Source organism: Clostridium sp. BIOML-A1 (genome assembly GCF_009874105.1).
Classification (GTDB): domain Bacteria; phylum Bacillota; class Clostridia; order Lachnospirales; family Lachnospiraceae; genus Coprococcus.
The window spans coordinates 22,596-39,696 of record NZ_WWTL01000007.1; the positions used below are offsets into that span (position 1 = coordinate 22,596).

General features: G+C 42.2%; 14 protein-coding genes. 3 read left to right on the top strand and 11 right to left on the bottom strand.

The genetic code is table 11. The features are described from left to right. Nucleotides 1–368: 368 nt before the first annotated feature. Nucleotides 369–1,625: a PucR family transcriptional regulator gene (locus GT641_RS06935; protein WP_161117145.1), complete on the top strand. Its 1,257-nt coding sequence runs from the start codon at nt 369–371 to the stop codon at nt 1,623–1,625. A gap of 59 nt (nt 1,626–1,684) precedes the next feature. On the opposite strand, the gene GT641_RS06940 is transcribed toward GT641_RS06935, so the two are convergent. Both GT641_RS06940 and trkA read right to left on the bottom strand, forming a co-directional pair. Next, nucleotides 1,685–3,145 (bottom strand): TrkH family potassium uptake protein, encoded by a 1,461-nt coding sequence (locus GT641_RS06940; protein ID WP_044945794.1) that lies wholly within the window; start codon nt 3,143–3,145, stop codon nt 1,685–1,687. Nucleotides 3,146–3,182: 37 nt separating this feature from the next. Next, the gene (gene trkA, locus GT641_RS06945; RefSeq protein ID WP_008402152.1) at nt 3,183–4,592 is read right to left on the bottom strand and encodes a Trk system potassium transporter TrkA; all 1,410 of its coding nucleotides are present in this window, start codon (nt 4,590–4,592) and stop codon (nt 3,183–3,185) included. A 179-nt stretch (nt 4,593–4,771) separates the two neighbouring features. On the opposite strand from trkA, the gene GT641_RS06950 reads away from it, so the two are divergent. Next, on the top strand, nt 4,772–5,338 hold the full coding sequence (locus tag GT641_RS06950; RefSeq protein WP_008402150.1) for a chromate transporter: 567 nt from the start codon (nt 4,772–4,774) through the stop codon (nt 5,336–5,338). Then, nucleotides 5,335–5,916, top strand: coding sequence for a chromate transporter (locus tag GT641_RS06955; protein WP_008402149.1), 582 nt, complete (start codon nt 5,335–5,337; stop codon nt 5,914–5,916). Before GT641_RS06950 ends, GT641_RS06955 begins: the two co-directional genes overlap by 4 nt. 91 nt (nt 5,917–6,007) lie before the next feature. On the opposite strand, the gene GT641_RS06960 is transcribed toward GT641_RS06955, so the two are convergent. From GT641_RS06960 to GT641_RS07000, 9 genes are all read right to left on the bottom strand, one after another. Continuing rightward, nucleotides 6,008–6,598 carry a zinc dependent phospholipase C family protein gene (locus GT641_RS06960; RefSeq protein WP_117808262.1) on the bottom strand — a complete coding sequence of 197 codons (591 nt, stop codon included), beginning with the start codon at nt 6,596–6,598 and terminating at the stop codon, nt 6,008–6,010. A gap of 136 nt (nt 6,599–6,734) precedes the next feature. Further along, the gene (locus GT641_RS06965; RefSeq protein WP_161117146.1) at nt 6,735–8,051 is read right to left on the bottom strand and encodes a GGDEF domain-containing protein; all 1,317 of its coding nucleotides are present in this window, start codon (nt 8,049–8,051) and stop codon (nt 6,735–6,737) included. A gap of 159 nt (nt 8,052–8,210) precedes the next feature. After that, entirely contained in the window at nt 8,211–8,951 is a 741-nt protein-coding gene (locus tag GT641_RS06970) for a hypothetical protein (protein WP_161117147.1), read from the bottom strand. A gap of 240 nt (nt 8,952–9,191) precedes the next feature. Beyond that, the gene (trpS, locus tag GT641_RS06975; protein WP_161117148.1) at nt 9,192–10,262 is read right to left on the bottom strand and encodes a tryptophan--tRNA ligase; all 1,071 of its coding nucleotides are present in this window, start codon (nt 10,260–10,262) and stop codon (nt 9,192–9,194) included. An 81-nt stretch (nt 10,263–10,343) separates the two neighbouring features. Further along, the gene (locus GT641_RS06980) at nt 10,344–12,410 is read right to left on the bottom strand and encodes an ABC transporter permease (protein WP_161117149.1); all 2,067 of its coding nucleotides are present in this window, start codon (nt 12,408–12,410) and stop codon (nt 10,344–10,346) included. Next, on the bottom strand, nt 12,397–13,164 hold the full coding sequence (locus GT641_RS06985; RefSeq protein WP_021943424.1) for an ABC transporter ATP-binding protein: 768 nt from the start codon (nt 13,162–13,164) through the stop codon (nt 12,397–12,399). The genes GT641_RS06980 and GT641_RS06985 overlap by 14 nt, the downstream gene beginning before the upstream one ends. A gap of 490 nt (nt 13,165–13,654) precedes the next feature. Beyond that, nucleotides 13,655–14,674, bottom strand: a complete 1,020-nt coding sequence (locus tag GT641_RS06990) for a sensor histidine kinase (RefSeq protein WP_161117150.1) — start codon at nt 14,672–14,674, stop codon at nt 13,655–13,657. Continuing rightward, complete coding sequence (locus GT641_RS06995; protein ID WP_119962834.1) at nt 14,671–15,333, bottom strand: response regulator transcription factor; 663 nt, start codon at nt 15,331–15,333, stop codon at nt 14,671–14,673. The genes GT641_RS06990 and GT641_RS06995 overlap by 4 nt, the downstream gene beginning before the upstream one ends. 884 nt (nt 15,334–16,217) lie before the next feature. Further along, on the bottom strand, nt 16,218–17,060 hold the full coding sequence (locus GT641_RS07000; RefSeq protein ID WP_044945817.1) for a MetQ/NlpA family ABC transporter substrate-binding protein: 843 nt from the start codon (nt 17,058–17,060) through the stop codon (nt 16,218–16,220). Nucleotides 17,061–17,101: the final 41 nt, after the last annotated feature.

A 17,101-nucleotide genomic window follows, 5' to 3' on the forward strand; every position in this document is an offset into this window, starting at 1 on the left:
TCATTTATTTGCTCTTGTAAATTTTCTACAGTATGCCATTCATAAAAACCGATCACCATATCCCGCCAGCACAAAACTTCCGCCCCGCTTTGTGCTGTTAGCACAAGTATATGTTTGACAGACACATATTTTCTATGATATTGTTGGGTTATTGTAATAAGTAGCACAAATCAATGGTTTAATATATTAAGTAGCAGTCGGCAAACGCCTTATATAATTAAGCATATTTCGGGCAGACATACACAAACTGCCTCAAAGCAACAAGCTGCAACCGACTCAATACACACATATCACATTTGGGTCAAACTGACTTCTTATCCATAGACGAATAATAATTATCAAACGCTGCCAAGAAAGGAATCTTAAACATGGCAATATTATTAAGAGATTTATATAAAGAGACAAAAAGCACCTATGGACTGGATCTGATCGCAGGAGAAGAAGGGCTGGATAACCTCATGAACTGGGTCTATATATCAGAAGATCCCGGCACACTGGAATTCCTGCACGGCGGTGAACTGATCATTACGACCGGCGTCCTGTGTGGAAATGAATACTGGTTATATAACTTCATCAAAGGGCTGATCGAACATAAAACCTGCGGCCTTATTATCAATATTGGGGGGCACCTGAACCGTTCCGATATCTCCGACCGTATCCGTATGCTGTGCGACCGGAAGCATTACCCGCTCTTTCTTATGCCATGGGAGACACGGATCTTCGATATTACGCACGATTATTACAATCGGATATTTGACGATACACAGACCAGTCAGGCTATCTCAACTGCACTTTCGCGCGTGATCCTTCACCCAAATGACAAAGCCCTGATGGAGATCAGCCTGCCTGTCTTATATGAACATGGTTTTCAGGGAAATGCACAATACCATCTCGTATATATATCAGATCTGAGAGCTACAGCATCCGTGGAACCATCCATTGCACTGACAAATACCTCTATCCCACACTCCGATCGTTTCTCCACCCCACCCGCTTATGCCAACACCGCCGGAAGTTTTCTTCAGAATCTGTTGACACGTCTGGTCAGAATCTATAATCTGCCATATACATTTGTAGGCGGCACCGACTATACTCTGCTGATCTGCCCCGCGCGGTCAAATGAACGGCTCGAACAGGAGCTTAGCCGGCTTCTGTATCATATGGGAGAATCTGCCGGAACAACTTCCATGTATATCGGAATCAGTGCGCCAACCAAAGACCTGACCGGATTAAGTCAGGCATTTTTACAGGGACAGTGCGCCGCCCTGATGGCACAAAAAAAGAACAGTAGCCTGTTCTTCTTCGATGATATGGGATTCTATAAGCTTCTTTTATCTGTAAGTGATATGGATGTTCTTAGAGAATATGTAAACGATACTCTGGGATCCATCATTACATACGATGAGCAGCACCATACGAATTATCTGGAAACGCTCTATCAGTATCTGCTCTGTGATGGCAGTATACAAAAAATCGCCGGTGCCCTGTTCTGTCACAGGAACACCGTCAATTATCGTGTTCGTATATTAAGAGAGGACTTACATCTTGCCTTAGATGATCCGTCCACTCGTTTTGAACTGATGACCGCATTTCAGGTACGCAGTTATCTGGATTTGTTTTCCTGAACCTGCTACAGCACATTTTAATATCATGTACAGCATATATCCAGTCATTAATTGGCCTGTTATTTTCTGCGTCTGACCGCCAGTAATTCTTTCCATGCCGGCGGATAGAACAACAAGAGCAATGGGAACAGCTCCAGTCTTCCGGCAAGCATATCGAACATCAACACATATTTGGAAAATGTACCATATACATTAAAATTCTTCGTTGGTCCTACCAGCTCCAGTCCCGGTCCGATGTTATTGATCGTTGCCGCAACCGCAGTAAAGTTTGATGTCATATCTTTTCCCTCAAAGGAGATCAGCAGTACGGATGTTGTAAACAGGATGATAAATGTTATAAAATATACATTTACCGCACGTACCACTTCATGCTCTATCGGCTTGCCGTCCATTTTGATCTTCTTGATACTCTTTGGATGCAGATAGGAATTCAACTCTTTTATCACACTTTTTACCACGATGATAAATCGGGATACCTTGATACCACCACCGGTACTGCCTGCACATGCACCAATGAACATCAGAATAACCAGTATCGTCCTACATGTCTGGTTCCACAGGTCAAAATCCACACTGGAGAATCCGGTTGTTGTTATGATCGAAGCGACCTGGAACGATGCATGACGGAGTACTGTCCAGAATCCATCCATTGTATGAATCAGATTCAATACAAGAACTACGATTGCTGCCACAATAATGAGGAAATAGGTTCGCACCTCCTCCATCTTCAATGCCTTTTTGATATTGCCAAATAAAACCAGATAGTATGCATTAAAATTCACGCCGAATAAGATCATAAAGATCGTTACCACCCACTGCAGATATGGCGAAAAGCTGGCAAAGCTATCATTCTTTGTTCCGAATCCACCTGTACCCGCTGTTCCGAATCCGGTACAGAATGCATGGAATACCGGCATTTTCCCGGCTATTAACAAGATGATCTCTATAGCCGTTAATACAATGTAGATAACATATAATATTCGTGCCGTATACTTGATCTTCGGTACAAGCTTACCAACAGAAGGTCCTGGGCTCTCTGCTTTCATCAGATTGATATTTGATCCGCCACTAAGCGGCAATACCGCAAGCAGAAACACCAGCACACCCATGCCACCAATCCAGTGTGTAAAGCTTCGCCAGAACAACGTCGTCCGTGATAGTACTTCCACATCGTTTAAGATACTGGCTCCTGTGGTTGTAAAACCGGAGATCGTCTCAAATAACGCATCTGTGAAAGATGGGATATCTCCTGATATGCACATTGGAAGTGCACCAAATATACTCAGTGCTATCCAACTCAATGCTGTAGCGATACAACCCTCTTTCAGATAGAATACATTTACTTTAGGTTTATGTTTTACAATGATGGCTCCAAGCAGCATACAGATAACTGCCATCACCAGATAATCAATTCCTTCACTTTCCTGATAAATCAACGAAACCAGACATGGCAGAAGAAGCATAACCCCCTCCAGCATGACCACATGTCCGACTACGTATAAAATCATTGACCGATTCATAGCTTCCTATTTTCCCTTTTACAAAAATACTCGTTACTTATACCAGAATATCCCTGATATCATTAAATCCTGTATGGGTCGTTACTACCATAGCGGTATCCCCGACTTCGATCGTATCATGACCGGATGGTGTAATGATCGTACCGTTTCGATTGATAAACGCGATCAGCACATCCTTCTTTAACTTCAGATCCATCAGTGGCTTACCCGTTACCTCGGATACTTCATCCACACGGAACTCGATCGCCTCTACCCGGAAATCAAACATATGATATAACGTCTGCACACTGCTGTTCATGGAACGTGTATTTGATTTTGCACGAACATAAGCAGTAATAGTCTCCGCTGTAATAAAACTCGGATAAAATACACTTCCGAGGTTCAGATTATTAATTATTTCCTTGAAATTACTACGATTGATCTTCGTGATGGTCTTTGCATCCGAAACATGTCTGGCATGCAGTGTCAGGAGGATATTTTCCTCGTCAATCCCGGTTAAAGCAACAAAGGATTCTGCATTGCTTAAGCCTTCTTCCTTTAATACGTCCTGATCGGTTCCGTCTGCATTGATAATAACTGCTTTTGGAAGCAGAATACTGAGTCGCTCACAACGATCCTTCTCTTTCTCAATGATCTTTACATTGATTCCCATATTGATCAACTGACTTGCAAGATAATATGCAACGTCACCACCGCCGACGATCATCGCATCACTGACACGATTTGTCTTGAATCCGATAAAATCAAGAAATGCACGGCTCATCGGACGGGATCCTACAAACGAAAGAACATCTCCTGCATGCAGTTTAAAATGACCGGATGGAATATAGACTTCTCCATCTCTTTCAACCGCACAAATCAGAATATTGATATTCTTCGCTCGATCCATAAGCTGCTGACCAAGATGTGCCACAGACAGTCCGTCTAACATATTATGCTCCGGAATCTTGATCTTCGTCATCTCTGCCTGACCATGTGCAAAGGAATTGATCTCCAGAGCTGTCGGCATATAAAGTACACGCGCAACCTCCGTTGCTGTTTCAAGCTCCGGATTGATGACCATGGTAAGTCCCAGACTCTTTTTCAGATATTTTATCTCCTTGCTGTAGTCCGGATTTCTGACACGCGCTACCGTTGCGCAGTCACGTCCCTGTTTTGCGATCGTACAGCAAAGCAGGTTCAGCTCGTCAGAATTTGTTACCGCGATCACAAGATCGGCATTCTCCACACCGGCTTCCATCAGCACGCTGTAGCTTGCACCATTTCCGCAGATTCCCATAACGTCATACTGATTGACGTTCATCTCAACCTTATCCGCATTTTTATCAATGACTGTTATATCATGCCCTTCCTTGCATAACTGTCTGGTCAGTGCCGTTCCGACCTTACCGCATCCTATGATCAATATATTAAGACCCGTTTTCTTCGCGCCTCGTTGCTTAAACATCACTTACCTCCACCGACTTCGGCTATATATTATACATACTTTTTGTGCATAAAACGCTCACTTTATTATAGCGTCAATCTTGATTGTAACATCTTTTTCCTATATGTACAGTGATATTTGAAAATTTTATTTAAAGTTTAGTTTGATTCTGTGTTATACTCCTGTCTGGAGGATTTGATATGTTATTTTCTTTATTTATTAATTTTTTCAAAATCGGATTATTTACATTTGGAGGCGGTTATGCGATGATCGCACAGATCCGGGAAGAAGTAGTTGCAAAACGAAACTGGCTCACGGAAGACGAACTGATCGAAGTGATTGCGATCGCTGAATCAACACCCGGGCCGTTGGCGATCAACCTCGCTACTTTTGTTGGTTATAAACAAAGAGGCTTCCGCGGAAGTCTGGCAGCCACCCTCGGTGTCTGTATCCCATCCGTTATTATTATATTTGTCATTTCTCTGTTTTTTGATGCTTTCATTGCAAATAAATATGTAGCATATGCCTTCGTTGGCATTAAATGTGCCGTTGCTTTTCTGATCCTTACAACCGGAATCAGCATGATGAAAACACTCGACCGAAAAAAAATACCGGTTCTTGTATTTGTAGTTACTTTTATAATCATGGTGATCGGAGAACTGCTTTCCAAATCCGTTAATGCAATTCTTCTGATCCTCGCAGGCGGCATCATCGGAATTTTCTGTACCTCTTTTAAAAGGATCCGAAAGGAGGATGCAGACAAATGATATATCTGACATTGTTTATTGAATTCTTTAAAGTAGGACTGTTCAGCTTCGGAGGCGGCTTCGGCATGATACCGCTGATCCAGGATGCTGTCATCCGCCATAACTGGATGAGTGAAGATGCCTTTTACAATTTTATCGGTGTCTGTGAATCTACACCGGGTCCGATCGCAGTCAACATGGCGACCTATGTCGGATCGACGCAGGCAGGACTTCCGGGCGGTATCGTCGCTACTCTCGGTGTCATCACGCCGTCCTTTTTCATTATATTATTAATTGCCGCAGTTATAAAAAATCTGACGAAAAATACCTACGTGCAGGGCTTTCTGTATGGCATCAAACCGGTTATCCTGGCCCTGATCCTTGCAACCGGAATCAACATGCTGTTAAAGTCTACCGGGTATGTCAGCTTATCCGAATATGATGTGAATATCCCTGCTATCATTATTCTGTGCCTGCTTGCAGGAATCTATTTCTTCATCCGGCGCAAATGGAAGCAGAAACTGTCAGCGATCTCTCTGATCCTGCTTTCCGCGGTTCTGGGAATCGTGGTATCAGTGATTGCCGAACACATCAGATAAAAAGTCACCTGATACAATGCAAAGTATCAGGTGACTTCATATTTTTCATTGGCAGTCATAATTATCCTTTTATATCAGATTGCTCTGCCTTTTATTTTCGATAGGATGGAGCAAGCGCGTATGCCGGAACATACTCCTCTGCTGCCACACTGTTCATGGCAAATGCCCGTACCAGAAACGTACCAATGGTTTTTGATGCATTCCGAATATAGCGTGCATCCGTTTCATTATCTCCGGCCTCCGTCATATACAGTGCATGGTTTTTCTTCAGATACTCGACCGCTTCCTCCACGGAATGAACCATTTCCCCGATCCGGCTCGTTTCTTCCTGTTCTACATGTCCATGTCCAAATAAAAACTTCTGAAATCCACTTTCATATGCAACATGTTCAGAAAATCCGCCTTCAAAAATGGAGTTATGCGCATATGTGAAGAAATCCTCCACATAATGAAGTACATATCCGAGTTTCAGGAAAGAATATCTGCTGTTCTTCCCCTTTTCTTCCAGCTTCTGTATCCGGTTCACTGTATTATCAAATGAACTTTTCCAGGTATGCTTCTTAATATAGGTATGAACCAATATATCCGGCAGAATACTGCCTAACAATAACCACTTCCTTTTGTTCTGTGGAACCTGTTCTATGATTTCTCTGGTTACAAATAAATGACTTCTTTTTTTCATATCAGTCTCCTTCCCACTTTTAACTCGGCACAACTTTTCCGTTGTTCCTATCTATATTTTACCGCAGGAAGTATGAAATACAAGCCATTTCACAGAATTTTCTTGAAATTAGAAAAATTTTCTAACAATTTTTACACTAACCAAGACATCTTACACAGAGGTAACATACCTGACTATCATCCGTATAGTCTTCCGCAGCCAGGATCTCCATCATTGTATCCTTATACTCTTCGCCATATTTTCTCCTGTATATGATGCTGTATGACTTTCCGGTGCCATTGATATTCTTTTTTAGATTTTGAAGTGCAGTCTTCTGCAAAAATGCCTGTCTGTCATCCGGATGCAATTCATCTGAATTTGCAAATGTCTCAAACCAGTCTGAAAGCTTTGCCGAAAACACACTGTTCTTTAAGCTTTCTCTGTCAATACTTACAATCTGATATGAATTCTGTGTAAGATTAATGATAAGTACTTTAGTATATAGCTTTGTAAGTGCATTATGTGCAGCCTGCAATTTTCTCTGGTCTTCTCCCTTTTTACTGTAGTATTCTGCCTTACAGACATACATTCTCTCATCCGCCTGCTCTGCAAGTTCCTCAAAATTCTCCCACTGCCTTTCGCACTTCTCCGCATATCCCAGAGACACAGATACATCTGATACTTTCTTTCCGGACCATTTGTTCATCCGTTCCTTAAAATCATCTATAATCTTTTTGAGTCTTCTGCTATCTGCAAACACAATTGCTGCGAACTCATCACCGCCAAATCTGTATACCCGTCCATATCCGTTAAAACTCTTCATCATGCACTCCACAGCTCCCTGAAGCAATTCATCGCCTGCCGCATGCCCCTGATGATCATTTACCTTTTTCAATCCATTGACATCCATGGATATATATACCATATCCGGTGATTTCCAGTATTCTTCCACATTCTCCTGATATGCTTTCCGGTTAAAACACCCTGTCAGTTCATCTATATAGGCACTGCGCCTTACCCTGTCAAGCTTTGTAAACATACTTGCGAGTGCTTTCGCAGCAATTATGAAATACACGATCATAATCACCATTATGATAACATCTGTCTTTATATTCGAAAGTAAATTGCAGGTAACCACAACGATATAGTCATCTGTCCGGTCGAAAGCGCACCGGCTCACAATACCATCTATGTTCCTGTAGCATATTGCAGGGACATCTGCCTGTTCAGTAACCTTATCACGGGATATACCGACATCATTCAGCGTTTTACCAACCATTGCTGCTTTTGTACTTCCAAGGATTTTGCCATCTCCACTATCCGCAACAAATATATTGATGCCTGTATACATCGGCATATTGGAAATAACTACCGATATCTGATTCTGATTCATCTCATCAATCAGGCGCTTCGGTTCTATTCCTACCTGGATCATCTTTGTTCCGGCATTATTCCAGGTTATTGCATACATCATGCTTCGCCCCTCAGATGTATTTGGCGTAACATCCTGGCACATTGTCAGATTTTTATCATATATAAAACCGCTGTCTTACATATGGGTTGATCTGTCTGTATTCATTATGCCTTATTGTATGTGTTTCATATAGTTTTCTTTTTATCCGATTGTCTTTCATTAATACATATCATTATAAAAGTCTTCCATACCTTCCGGCATCTCGGTTTCATAAAAACCCCGTCCATTTCTGGTTCCCATTCGGATCGTCATGCCGAGATCCTCATAGACACTGGTGCACTCATAGTCAATCGGCTCTGTCGTTCTGACAAGCTTCTCCAGCTCTTCTGCAGCCGCCATATATTCGTCACCATCAAAGCCACCGATCGCCGGTCCTGACGCCCCATAATATAAAGTCAGATAGATCACCTTACCATCCTTATCTTCTGCCGCGATCGTATAGTCCAGTAACTCCTCATTATTCTCGGTTGTCTCCTTATCGCCAAATAATGTAACGATCTGACCAATGAACAGGCCATGATATTCTGCAAGTGCTTCGTCCTCATACACATTTAACAACAAATAACTGCCTGCCAGGTCCACATCATCATTTACTCTATAAAATGTATAATTTTCGCACGAATATCTCGTTTCCTCTGTCCCATCTGTCTTTTCTGTTGTGCTGTCTTTTTTCTGTGTATTCATATGATCTGAACTTTCCCCCGCTTCTTTTTCTGATGCTGCTTCTGTCTTCTCCGCTGTCGCATCTGCTTCCATTGTCCGGTAATTCTCAGTTGTTCCATCCATACTGTATTCGGATGTAGCTACCCATTCTCCATAATCTGTCGTGATACCTTCATCGGCACACCCTGTCATCATAAGCACTCCAACTGCCCCTAATAATAAAATCGTCTTTTTCATATCCGGTGTCTCCCCATATATTTATTTTACCCCTGTAAACCTATCAGATCTAGTTTATATATCGTTCGCTCTAACTTCATCCGATCCAGGAACATTTTTTGCAACTTTTCCAACCTTATTATGCCTTATTTTTGCAACTTTTCCAACCTTATTATGCCCCATTTTTGCAACTTTTCCAACTTTTTGCTGTACGACAAAAGGACGGCCGTTTTCACGACCGTCCTCTTATGTCTGTCAATTTTATTTATAATCATTCTCCAGCCCGTCTGCATCAAAGTAATTGATCTTCATAGCAGAACGTACATCATAAAGAGTTGCTGCTGCTTTCTTCTGTGCAGCCTCGCTTCCTGCCTTTAAGATGTCAAGAACATCCGGAATACGGCTCTCCCACATCTTACGACGTTCACGGATCGGTGTAAGCTCTGACTGTAATACATTGTTCAGGAACTTCTTCACCTTAACATCACCAAGACCACCACGACTGTAATGCTCCTTCAGTTCATCCAGATTCTTATAATCCGGCAGGAACTGTTCAAAATGCTCCGGACAACAGAACGCATCCAGATATGTAAATACGGAATTGCCCTCGATCTGTCCCGGATCCTCTACACGGATATGATTTGGATCTGTATACATGGACATAACCTTCTTCTTAACTTCATCTGCTTCATCGGAAAGATAAATGCAGTTGCCAAGAGATTTGCTCATCTTTGCTTTTCCATCGATACCCGGAAGTCTGAGACACGCTTTGTTAGACGGTAGTACGATCTCAGGATCTGTCAGAGTTTCGCCATATACGGAATTGAATTTGTGAACGATCTCCTTGCACTGTTCCAGCATAGGAAGCTGATCTTCACCAACCGGCACTTCTGTTGCACGGAAAGCCGTGATATCTGCTGCCTGACTGATCGGATAGCAGAAGAATCCAACCGGGATACTTGCTTCAAAATTACGCATCTTGATCTCGGATTTTACAGTAGGATTTCTCTGTACACGAGATACTGTAACGAGATTCATATAATAGAAAGATAATTCTGTCAGCTCCGGAACCATGGACTGAATGAAGATCGTTGATTTCTCAGGATCGATCCCACATGCCAGATAATCAAGTGCAACCTGGATAATGTTCTGTCTTACCTTCTCCGGATGCTCGGCATTATCTGTAAGTGCCTGTGCATCTGCGATCATTATATATATCTCGTCATAGTTTCCTGAATTCTGAAGCTTTACACGCTCAGAAAGGGAACCCACATAATGTCCAACGTGAAGTCGTCCTGTAGGACGGTCACCGGTTAAAATAATTCTACTCATCTTAAAAAGTCTCCTTCATTTCTTCGTTCGATAATCCTGCCCCCAATTATACCGCGAGATATTGTCATCGTCAAGGAAACCCTACTGTTCACTGATGATCTTTCTGCCACTGAAATAGGTGATCAGAAAATATCCGCCATAGATCACAACCATAACAACAATGGTCATAAGCATGGCTGCTCCCATGTCATCGGTTCCCATCAGTGAAAGAATCTGTCTGCTGAATTTCAAACCAAATATTGAATGAATGACTGCCAGTGCAAGCGGGAACAGGAAGAACAGACCCATCTGTGCAAATAACGCATGGTTGATCATCTTCTGATCCACACCCAGTTTTCGAAGCATCTTATATCGTTCCACATTATCGGTGCTTTCTGACAATTCCTTTAATGCGAGGATCGCTGCACCGGAGATCAGGAAGATCATTCCGATATATAAGCCGATAAAGGAAGCGATCGCGCCAAGTCCGATACTGGCAGCTTTTACATTTTCTTTTGTATTTAGACTCAACCTGACATCCGTGTCGTCATCCAGATTGATATATTCATTTCTCGCCATGATCTTATCCGTATCGGTCGTATTATAGATTGCAAGCAAGCTTTCAGAGATCGGAGTTACTCCTGTAAGCACCCCATCCGGCACAATAATGATACCAGTATTAATCGCCTGCGTAGAGATCTGGACATCACCGGCCTGACATTTGCTCATTCCCGGCTTCAGTTCATAACCATTTACCTGAATCGTCGTACCAGCCTGCAATGACATATCTCTGTATTTCACCATCTGCTTGTAATTTGCCACAACTCCGTATTCATCATCTTTGATCGACACAGTTTCAAAACCACACAGCTTTGCCACACGATTATAATCGGACACTGTCATGACATTTTCCATAACATCCATCATACCATACACCGGCTGGTCACCAAGGAACTCACCCTTTGCCTGCTCACTGAACGTATCCCCGTATGTGAAATCCGGCAATGAGTATATATACACATCTTCATAGGCTGAAAACATAGATGGCAAGTCAATTTCTTTTTCCTTATATATATTGCAAATGTCGCGCTTATCCCATGTCGGATCATAATAAGCATCCTCATCTGCGCCCTTACCGGCTGCGACATCATAATCGGAGCTTCTTACCTGTCTGGTAATATTTACATCAACGGTAGCATACTTCCTTAAGCCCTCATTTAAACCATTTCGGATCGTAAGCGCCGAAGTCAGCACACAGATCGTAACAAATAGCATAATACAAATGATCGAGATTGACAGTACATTTGTATTTACACGACTGCTCATCTGACGGATGACAAATGAATTCAGCCCTTTATAATAAACACGTTTCATAGAAGAAACTAACCGGAACAACATACCGGAAACCGACCAGAAAAACAAAAATGTGCAGACACATCCAAGCCCGATACAGAAATAGATATCTTTCATATAGAGCTCTGTTGTATTTGAATTGATCTGGTAATATGCATATCCAAGTCCTGCTACGGAAAGGAGAAATACGAATACCGATATCCACGGATTTTTCATCTTAACAGTCTCTGATCTTCTGCCTCTCTGGAACAGGTCGATCAATTTGCAGCGTCCGATCGCAATCGTATTAAACAGGATCACAACCACATAGATGATAGCAAAATAGAAACAGGTCTTTACAAATGCAGAACTTGAAAATACAAAATTATAAGAAGACATATCCGCTTCAAACATATTTGCAACTAACAGACTGGTAAGCTGGGAAATTCCGATACCGGAAAGAAGCCCAACGCCAAGTGAAACCAGACCGATGATCAGTGTCTCGATAAACAGCATCTTTGACACCTTCCATTTGCCCATTCCAAGCAGCAGATACAATCCAAATTCTTTGTTACGCCGTTTCATCAGGAATCGGCTGGCATATATGATCAGGAAACCAAGCACAAATGCAATGAATACGCTGACACCGGAAATGATATTTGCCATCAGCTCTACAATTTCTCTGGTATCTTTGGAGATCCTCATCATCGCCGTCTGTGTCTCGATCGCATTAAAAATATAGAAGATCGCTACGCCAAGAACTAAAGTGAAGAAATAGATTGCATAGTCCTTCAGGCTTTTCTTCATATTACTAAGGGATAACTTAAAGAGCGTCATTTAAGTCACCTCCAAGCAAAGTTACGACATCTATGATCTTGTTGAAGAATTCTTTTCGGCTGTCTGCTCCACGGCGAAGCTCATGGAATATTTTACCGTCCTTGATGAACAGGATGCGACCGGCATAACTTGCGGTAAAGGAATCATGTGTTACCATCAGGATCGTAGCTGACAGTTCTTCATTCAGATGTTTCAGACTTTCAAGCAACAGCTTTGCGGATTTGGAATCCAGTGCTCCGGTCGGTTCATCGGCAAGGATCAGCTTCGGGTTCGTAATGATTGCTCTCGCAGATGCCACTCTCTGTTTCTGTCCCCCGGACATCTGATATGGATATTTATTCAGAACTTCTTCGATCGCAAGCTCCTTTGCGATCTTCTTTATCTTTTCGTCAATCTTCTTCGCAGGCGTGTTCTGTATCGATAACGCCAGTGCAATGTTCTCATATGCTGTCAGTGTATCTAACAGGTTGAAATCCTGAAAGATAAATCCCAGTTCTTCCCGGCGGAAGCGGTTCAACTGGTTGCCGCGAAGCTTTGTGATATCATCTCTTCCTACATAGATATGACCGCTGCTGACACGGTCTATGGTGGAAATGCAATTAAGCAGTGTCGTCTTTCCACTTCCGGATGCTCCCATGATCGCAACGTACTCACCTTTTTCTACACTAAATGAAATGTTATCAATGGCTTTTGTAATGTTGGATTTGTTGCCGTAATACTTTTCGATATTCTCAATCTTTAAAATTGTTTCCACTTTTATCTCTCCTTGCTATCCGGTGTGTGACTAAATCGTTCAGGTAACACTTATATGTTTTTTGTGACCATTGTTCCACCAGTGAGCATCCCGTAAAATCACGTTTGCCTTTCCTCATGTTCTGCCATCCTATCTGCACATGTCTCTGTCGCGATAAAACCATTGCTCCGACGACATGGCACAGGATAGCAGAACACTCAGTCGGCTGCTCTATGGATTTTAGGGATTGCTCACTGTCAGAACAACAGACCCATAAAAACATCCACGAAATACTAAAACGATTTACCCACACACCATTTTCTATTAATAACTGAGTTAAGAGTTGTTGATCCTGTCAACACCTCATCTCCTGTTTACAAGTGTGAGTATATCGTTTTCAAGGGAGAGTGTCGTTTTTCTTATGTTACAGAAGGTTACAGTTTTGTAAGGTTAAGACATTGGGCATTCTTTATCTGTCTGTCAGATAAGGGGCACATGGTAAAGTATAGTTTTATTCATCCACCAGATAATAGTCGTTTCCGCCAAAGGTTACAGCGACGTCTGTTCCGATATTTTCTTTGGAAGTGATGGTAAGATGGTGTCCTAGCTGGTCGCACAGACCTTTTACGATATATAAGCCCATACCTGTTGACTTGGCAAAACGACGTCCGTTCTCGCCGGTGAACGATTTTTCGCAAACGCGAGGAAGGTCTGCTTCGGAAATTCCGATTCCATTATCTCTGATATGGAGTGTGATATCGTCACCTGCTTTTGTCGTCCAGATCCGGATCTGCCGATCCTCATCCGGCTTCATATATTTGATGCTGTTGCTCATGATCTGGTTTATCATGAATTCCAGCCATTTGGCATCTGTCGTAACGCTGACATCAACGTCATGCACATCCAGACAAATGTCACTCTCCAGCAACATATCTTTATTCTTCAACGCCACTTTATTCACAACCGACTTGATTCGCACTGAATCAAACCGATAATCTTTGCTCGCATGTTCTGCCCGGACATAATACAGCACTTGATCGGCATATGCATCCAGACGGTTCACCTGATCTTCGTATTTCTTCGGTATCTTATCCTGATTATTGTGGCACATCAATACCAGACTTGCGATCGGCAGTTTGATCTCATGCACCCATATTTCGATAAAATCCTTGAAATCATCTACACTCTGCCGGTACTCCTTCACATGCTCTGTCATGGATTTGTTGATCTCATATAACGCCTCATAGACCAGCTTTCCCTCATAGAAACCCGGCTCCTCTAACGTATCCATGACCAGATATTTCTGATCCAACTGCTCCATATGTGCATAAAGGGAATTATAGAAATGTCTGCGTTTTATATAGTCTGTTAATATGACAGTTACCAGAAGCAAAACTGTCAGCACAAGAAAGATCACCGTCAGCTCCCCTGGTGTCCGCATCGCACGAAAAGCAATTAACATGACCGCTATAAATAACAGATAACCGATCAGAATACCCGCTTTATCTTTTATATATTCACAAATTCTCATATCAGACGATACCCCTGTTTCTTTCTTGTCTCGATCGCATCCGGCAGTCCAAGCTCCGCAAGTTTTGTCCGAAGCCTGCTGATATTAACCGTAAGTGCATTATCATTTACATATTCTTCATTATCCCAGAGATCTGTCATGATCTCATCTCTGGATACGATCTTGTCCTTACTGCTTAACAGCCGTTGGAAAATGATCATCTCATTCTTCGTCAGAACTTGCTCTTTCTCACCAAGCCGGATTGTCCCTTTGCTGAAATTCACCTCTGCTCCACGATAGGATGCTGCATTCTGGCTTCCCTCCATCCGTTTCAGCACTGCTGCGATCCGCAGCAACAGGATCGTCGGATTATACGGCTTCGTGATATAATCATCTGCCCCATAGCTCATCGACAGAACCTCGTCCATCTCTGATGTACGACTAGTCACCATAATAACCGGAATATCCGATTCCTTCCGAATCTCCTTTAACAGATTTCTGCCATTTATGCCCGGAATATTAATATCCATCAAAATCAGATCTGCCCTCGCTGCCAGAATCTCCTCTTTCGAATGTTCAAAATCAGTCAGATAGGATGCTGCATAGCCTTCGTTCTCCAAAATCTCAACAAGCTCCATGCATATGCTCTTATCATCTTCCACAATAAAAATCTTTTTCATAACGCTCTCTACCGGCTCCTTTTATCGCCTATATTTACCCAACAGGCAGCCACACTGCCCAGCTGCCTGTCGGCATTATTATAGCATACACCCCAAATTTTTCACCATATTTGTTTCAGGGCTTTCTGCCACCACTTCTATGCGCTATCTTTCTTTACGAGGGATAATCTCTATTAAACATATAAAATTCCCCCGACTACTGCAGTTGAAAGACTCCCTCCGTTTTCTATTCAGCTCGCGCACTGATTTGTCAGCAGTCGCCCTAACTCACCCTGACGGGTTCAAACAAGGGCTTGATGCTGACAGTTAGCGCAAGCAGAATTACGAAAACTCCGTGAATGTCTTATCAATACAGTAGTCGGGAAATTTTATATTGCATAACGAAGTATAAGCCCCTCGTAAAGAAAGATGCGAATATCATCTCGCAATAAAAAGCCCTGAAACAGATATGGCGAAAAAACATTCATGAAGGATTCGTGATAAAGTTTGTGCTAACTGTCAGCACCAAGCCCTTGTCTGAACCCGTCAGGGTGAGTTAGGGCTGCAACTCTTCCTTACGAGGAGATAAAAATGCAACGCAACAATCCAAGCTAAAAAAACCATTAGGCAAATAAGAAGAAAACATTACATATTCTATTCAGCTCACATGGCTGAAATGCAACTAGCATCCCGTAATAAAAAAGCCCTGAAACAGATATGGTGAAAAACATTCATGTAGTATTCGTGATAAAGTTTGTACTAACTGTCAGCACCAAGCCCTTGTCTGAACCCGTCAGGGTGAGTTAGGGCGACTGCTGACAAATCAGTGCACGAACTTTATAGAATACGAAATGAGTTTTTCACCATATCTGTCTCAGGGTATTTTATTACGGGATGCGAGCGGCTTACTCTTCGTAAGGAAGAACTGCTCCATCGTAAGTTTCTTTGATGTAGTTCTTTACATCGTCAGACTTTAATACGTCTACGAGTGCCTTGATTGCTTCGTTGTTTTCATTGCCTTCCTTAACAGCAATAACGTTTACATAGGTCTTAGCTGCTTCTGAATCATTCTGCTCATATGCAAGAGCATCTTTTCCTACTGAGAAGCCTGCTGCAAGTGCATAGTTACCATTTAAAACGACATACGCTGTCTCGTTTACAACTCTGGCAACCTGTGCTGCCTCAAGTTCAACGATTTCTACATTGTGTGGGTTTTCTTCGATATCATTAACAGTTGCATTGATACCTGCGCCATCCTTTAACTTGATGATTCCGTTGTCCTGTAATAACAGAAGGGCTCTTGCTTCATTTGTTGTATCATTCGGAACTGCGATAGAATCACCATCAGCGATCTCGTCTAAGCTTTTCTTTGTACCCGGATAGATACCGAATGGCTCATAGTGGATCTTGCCTGCAACTACAAGGTGTGTACCTTTTTCTTCATTGAAGCTCTCAAGGTATGGAACATGCTGGAAGTAGTTTGCATCGAACTCGCCGCTTTCTACAACCTCATTTGGCTTTACATAATCATCAAATACTGTAACCTGAAGATCATATCCTTTTTCCTTTAATGCTGTCTTTGCATACTCAAGAATCTCAGCATGTGGTGTTGCAGATGCTGCAATCGTAATTGTCTTTGAATCTGTTTTGCTGTCTTTATCTTCTTTCTTGCCGCAGCCTGAAAGGGCTCCTGCTACTAATACGCCTGTTAATGTAAGTGCTAATAATTTCTTAAATGTCTTTTTCATGGAAGATTCCTCTCTTTCTTTATTTTTTCTTTTCATTTTTA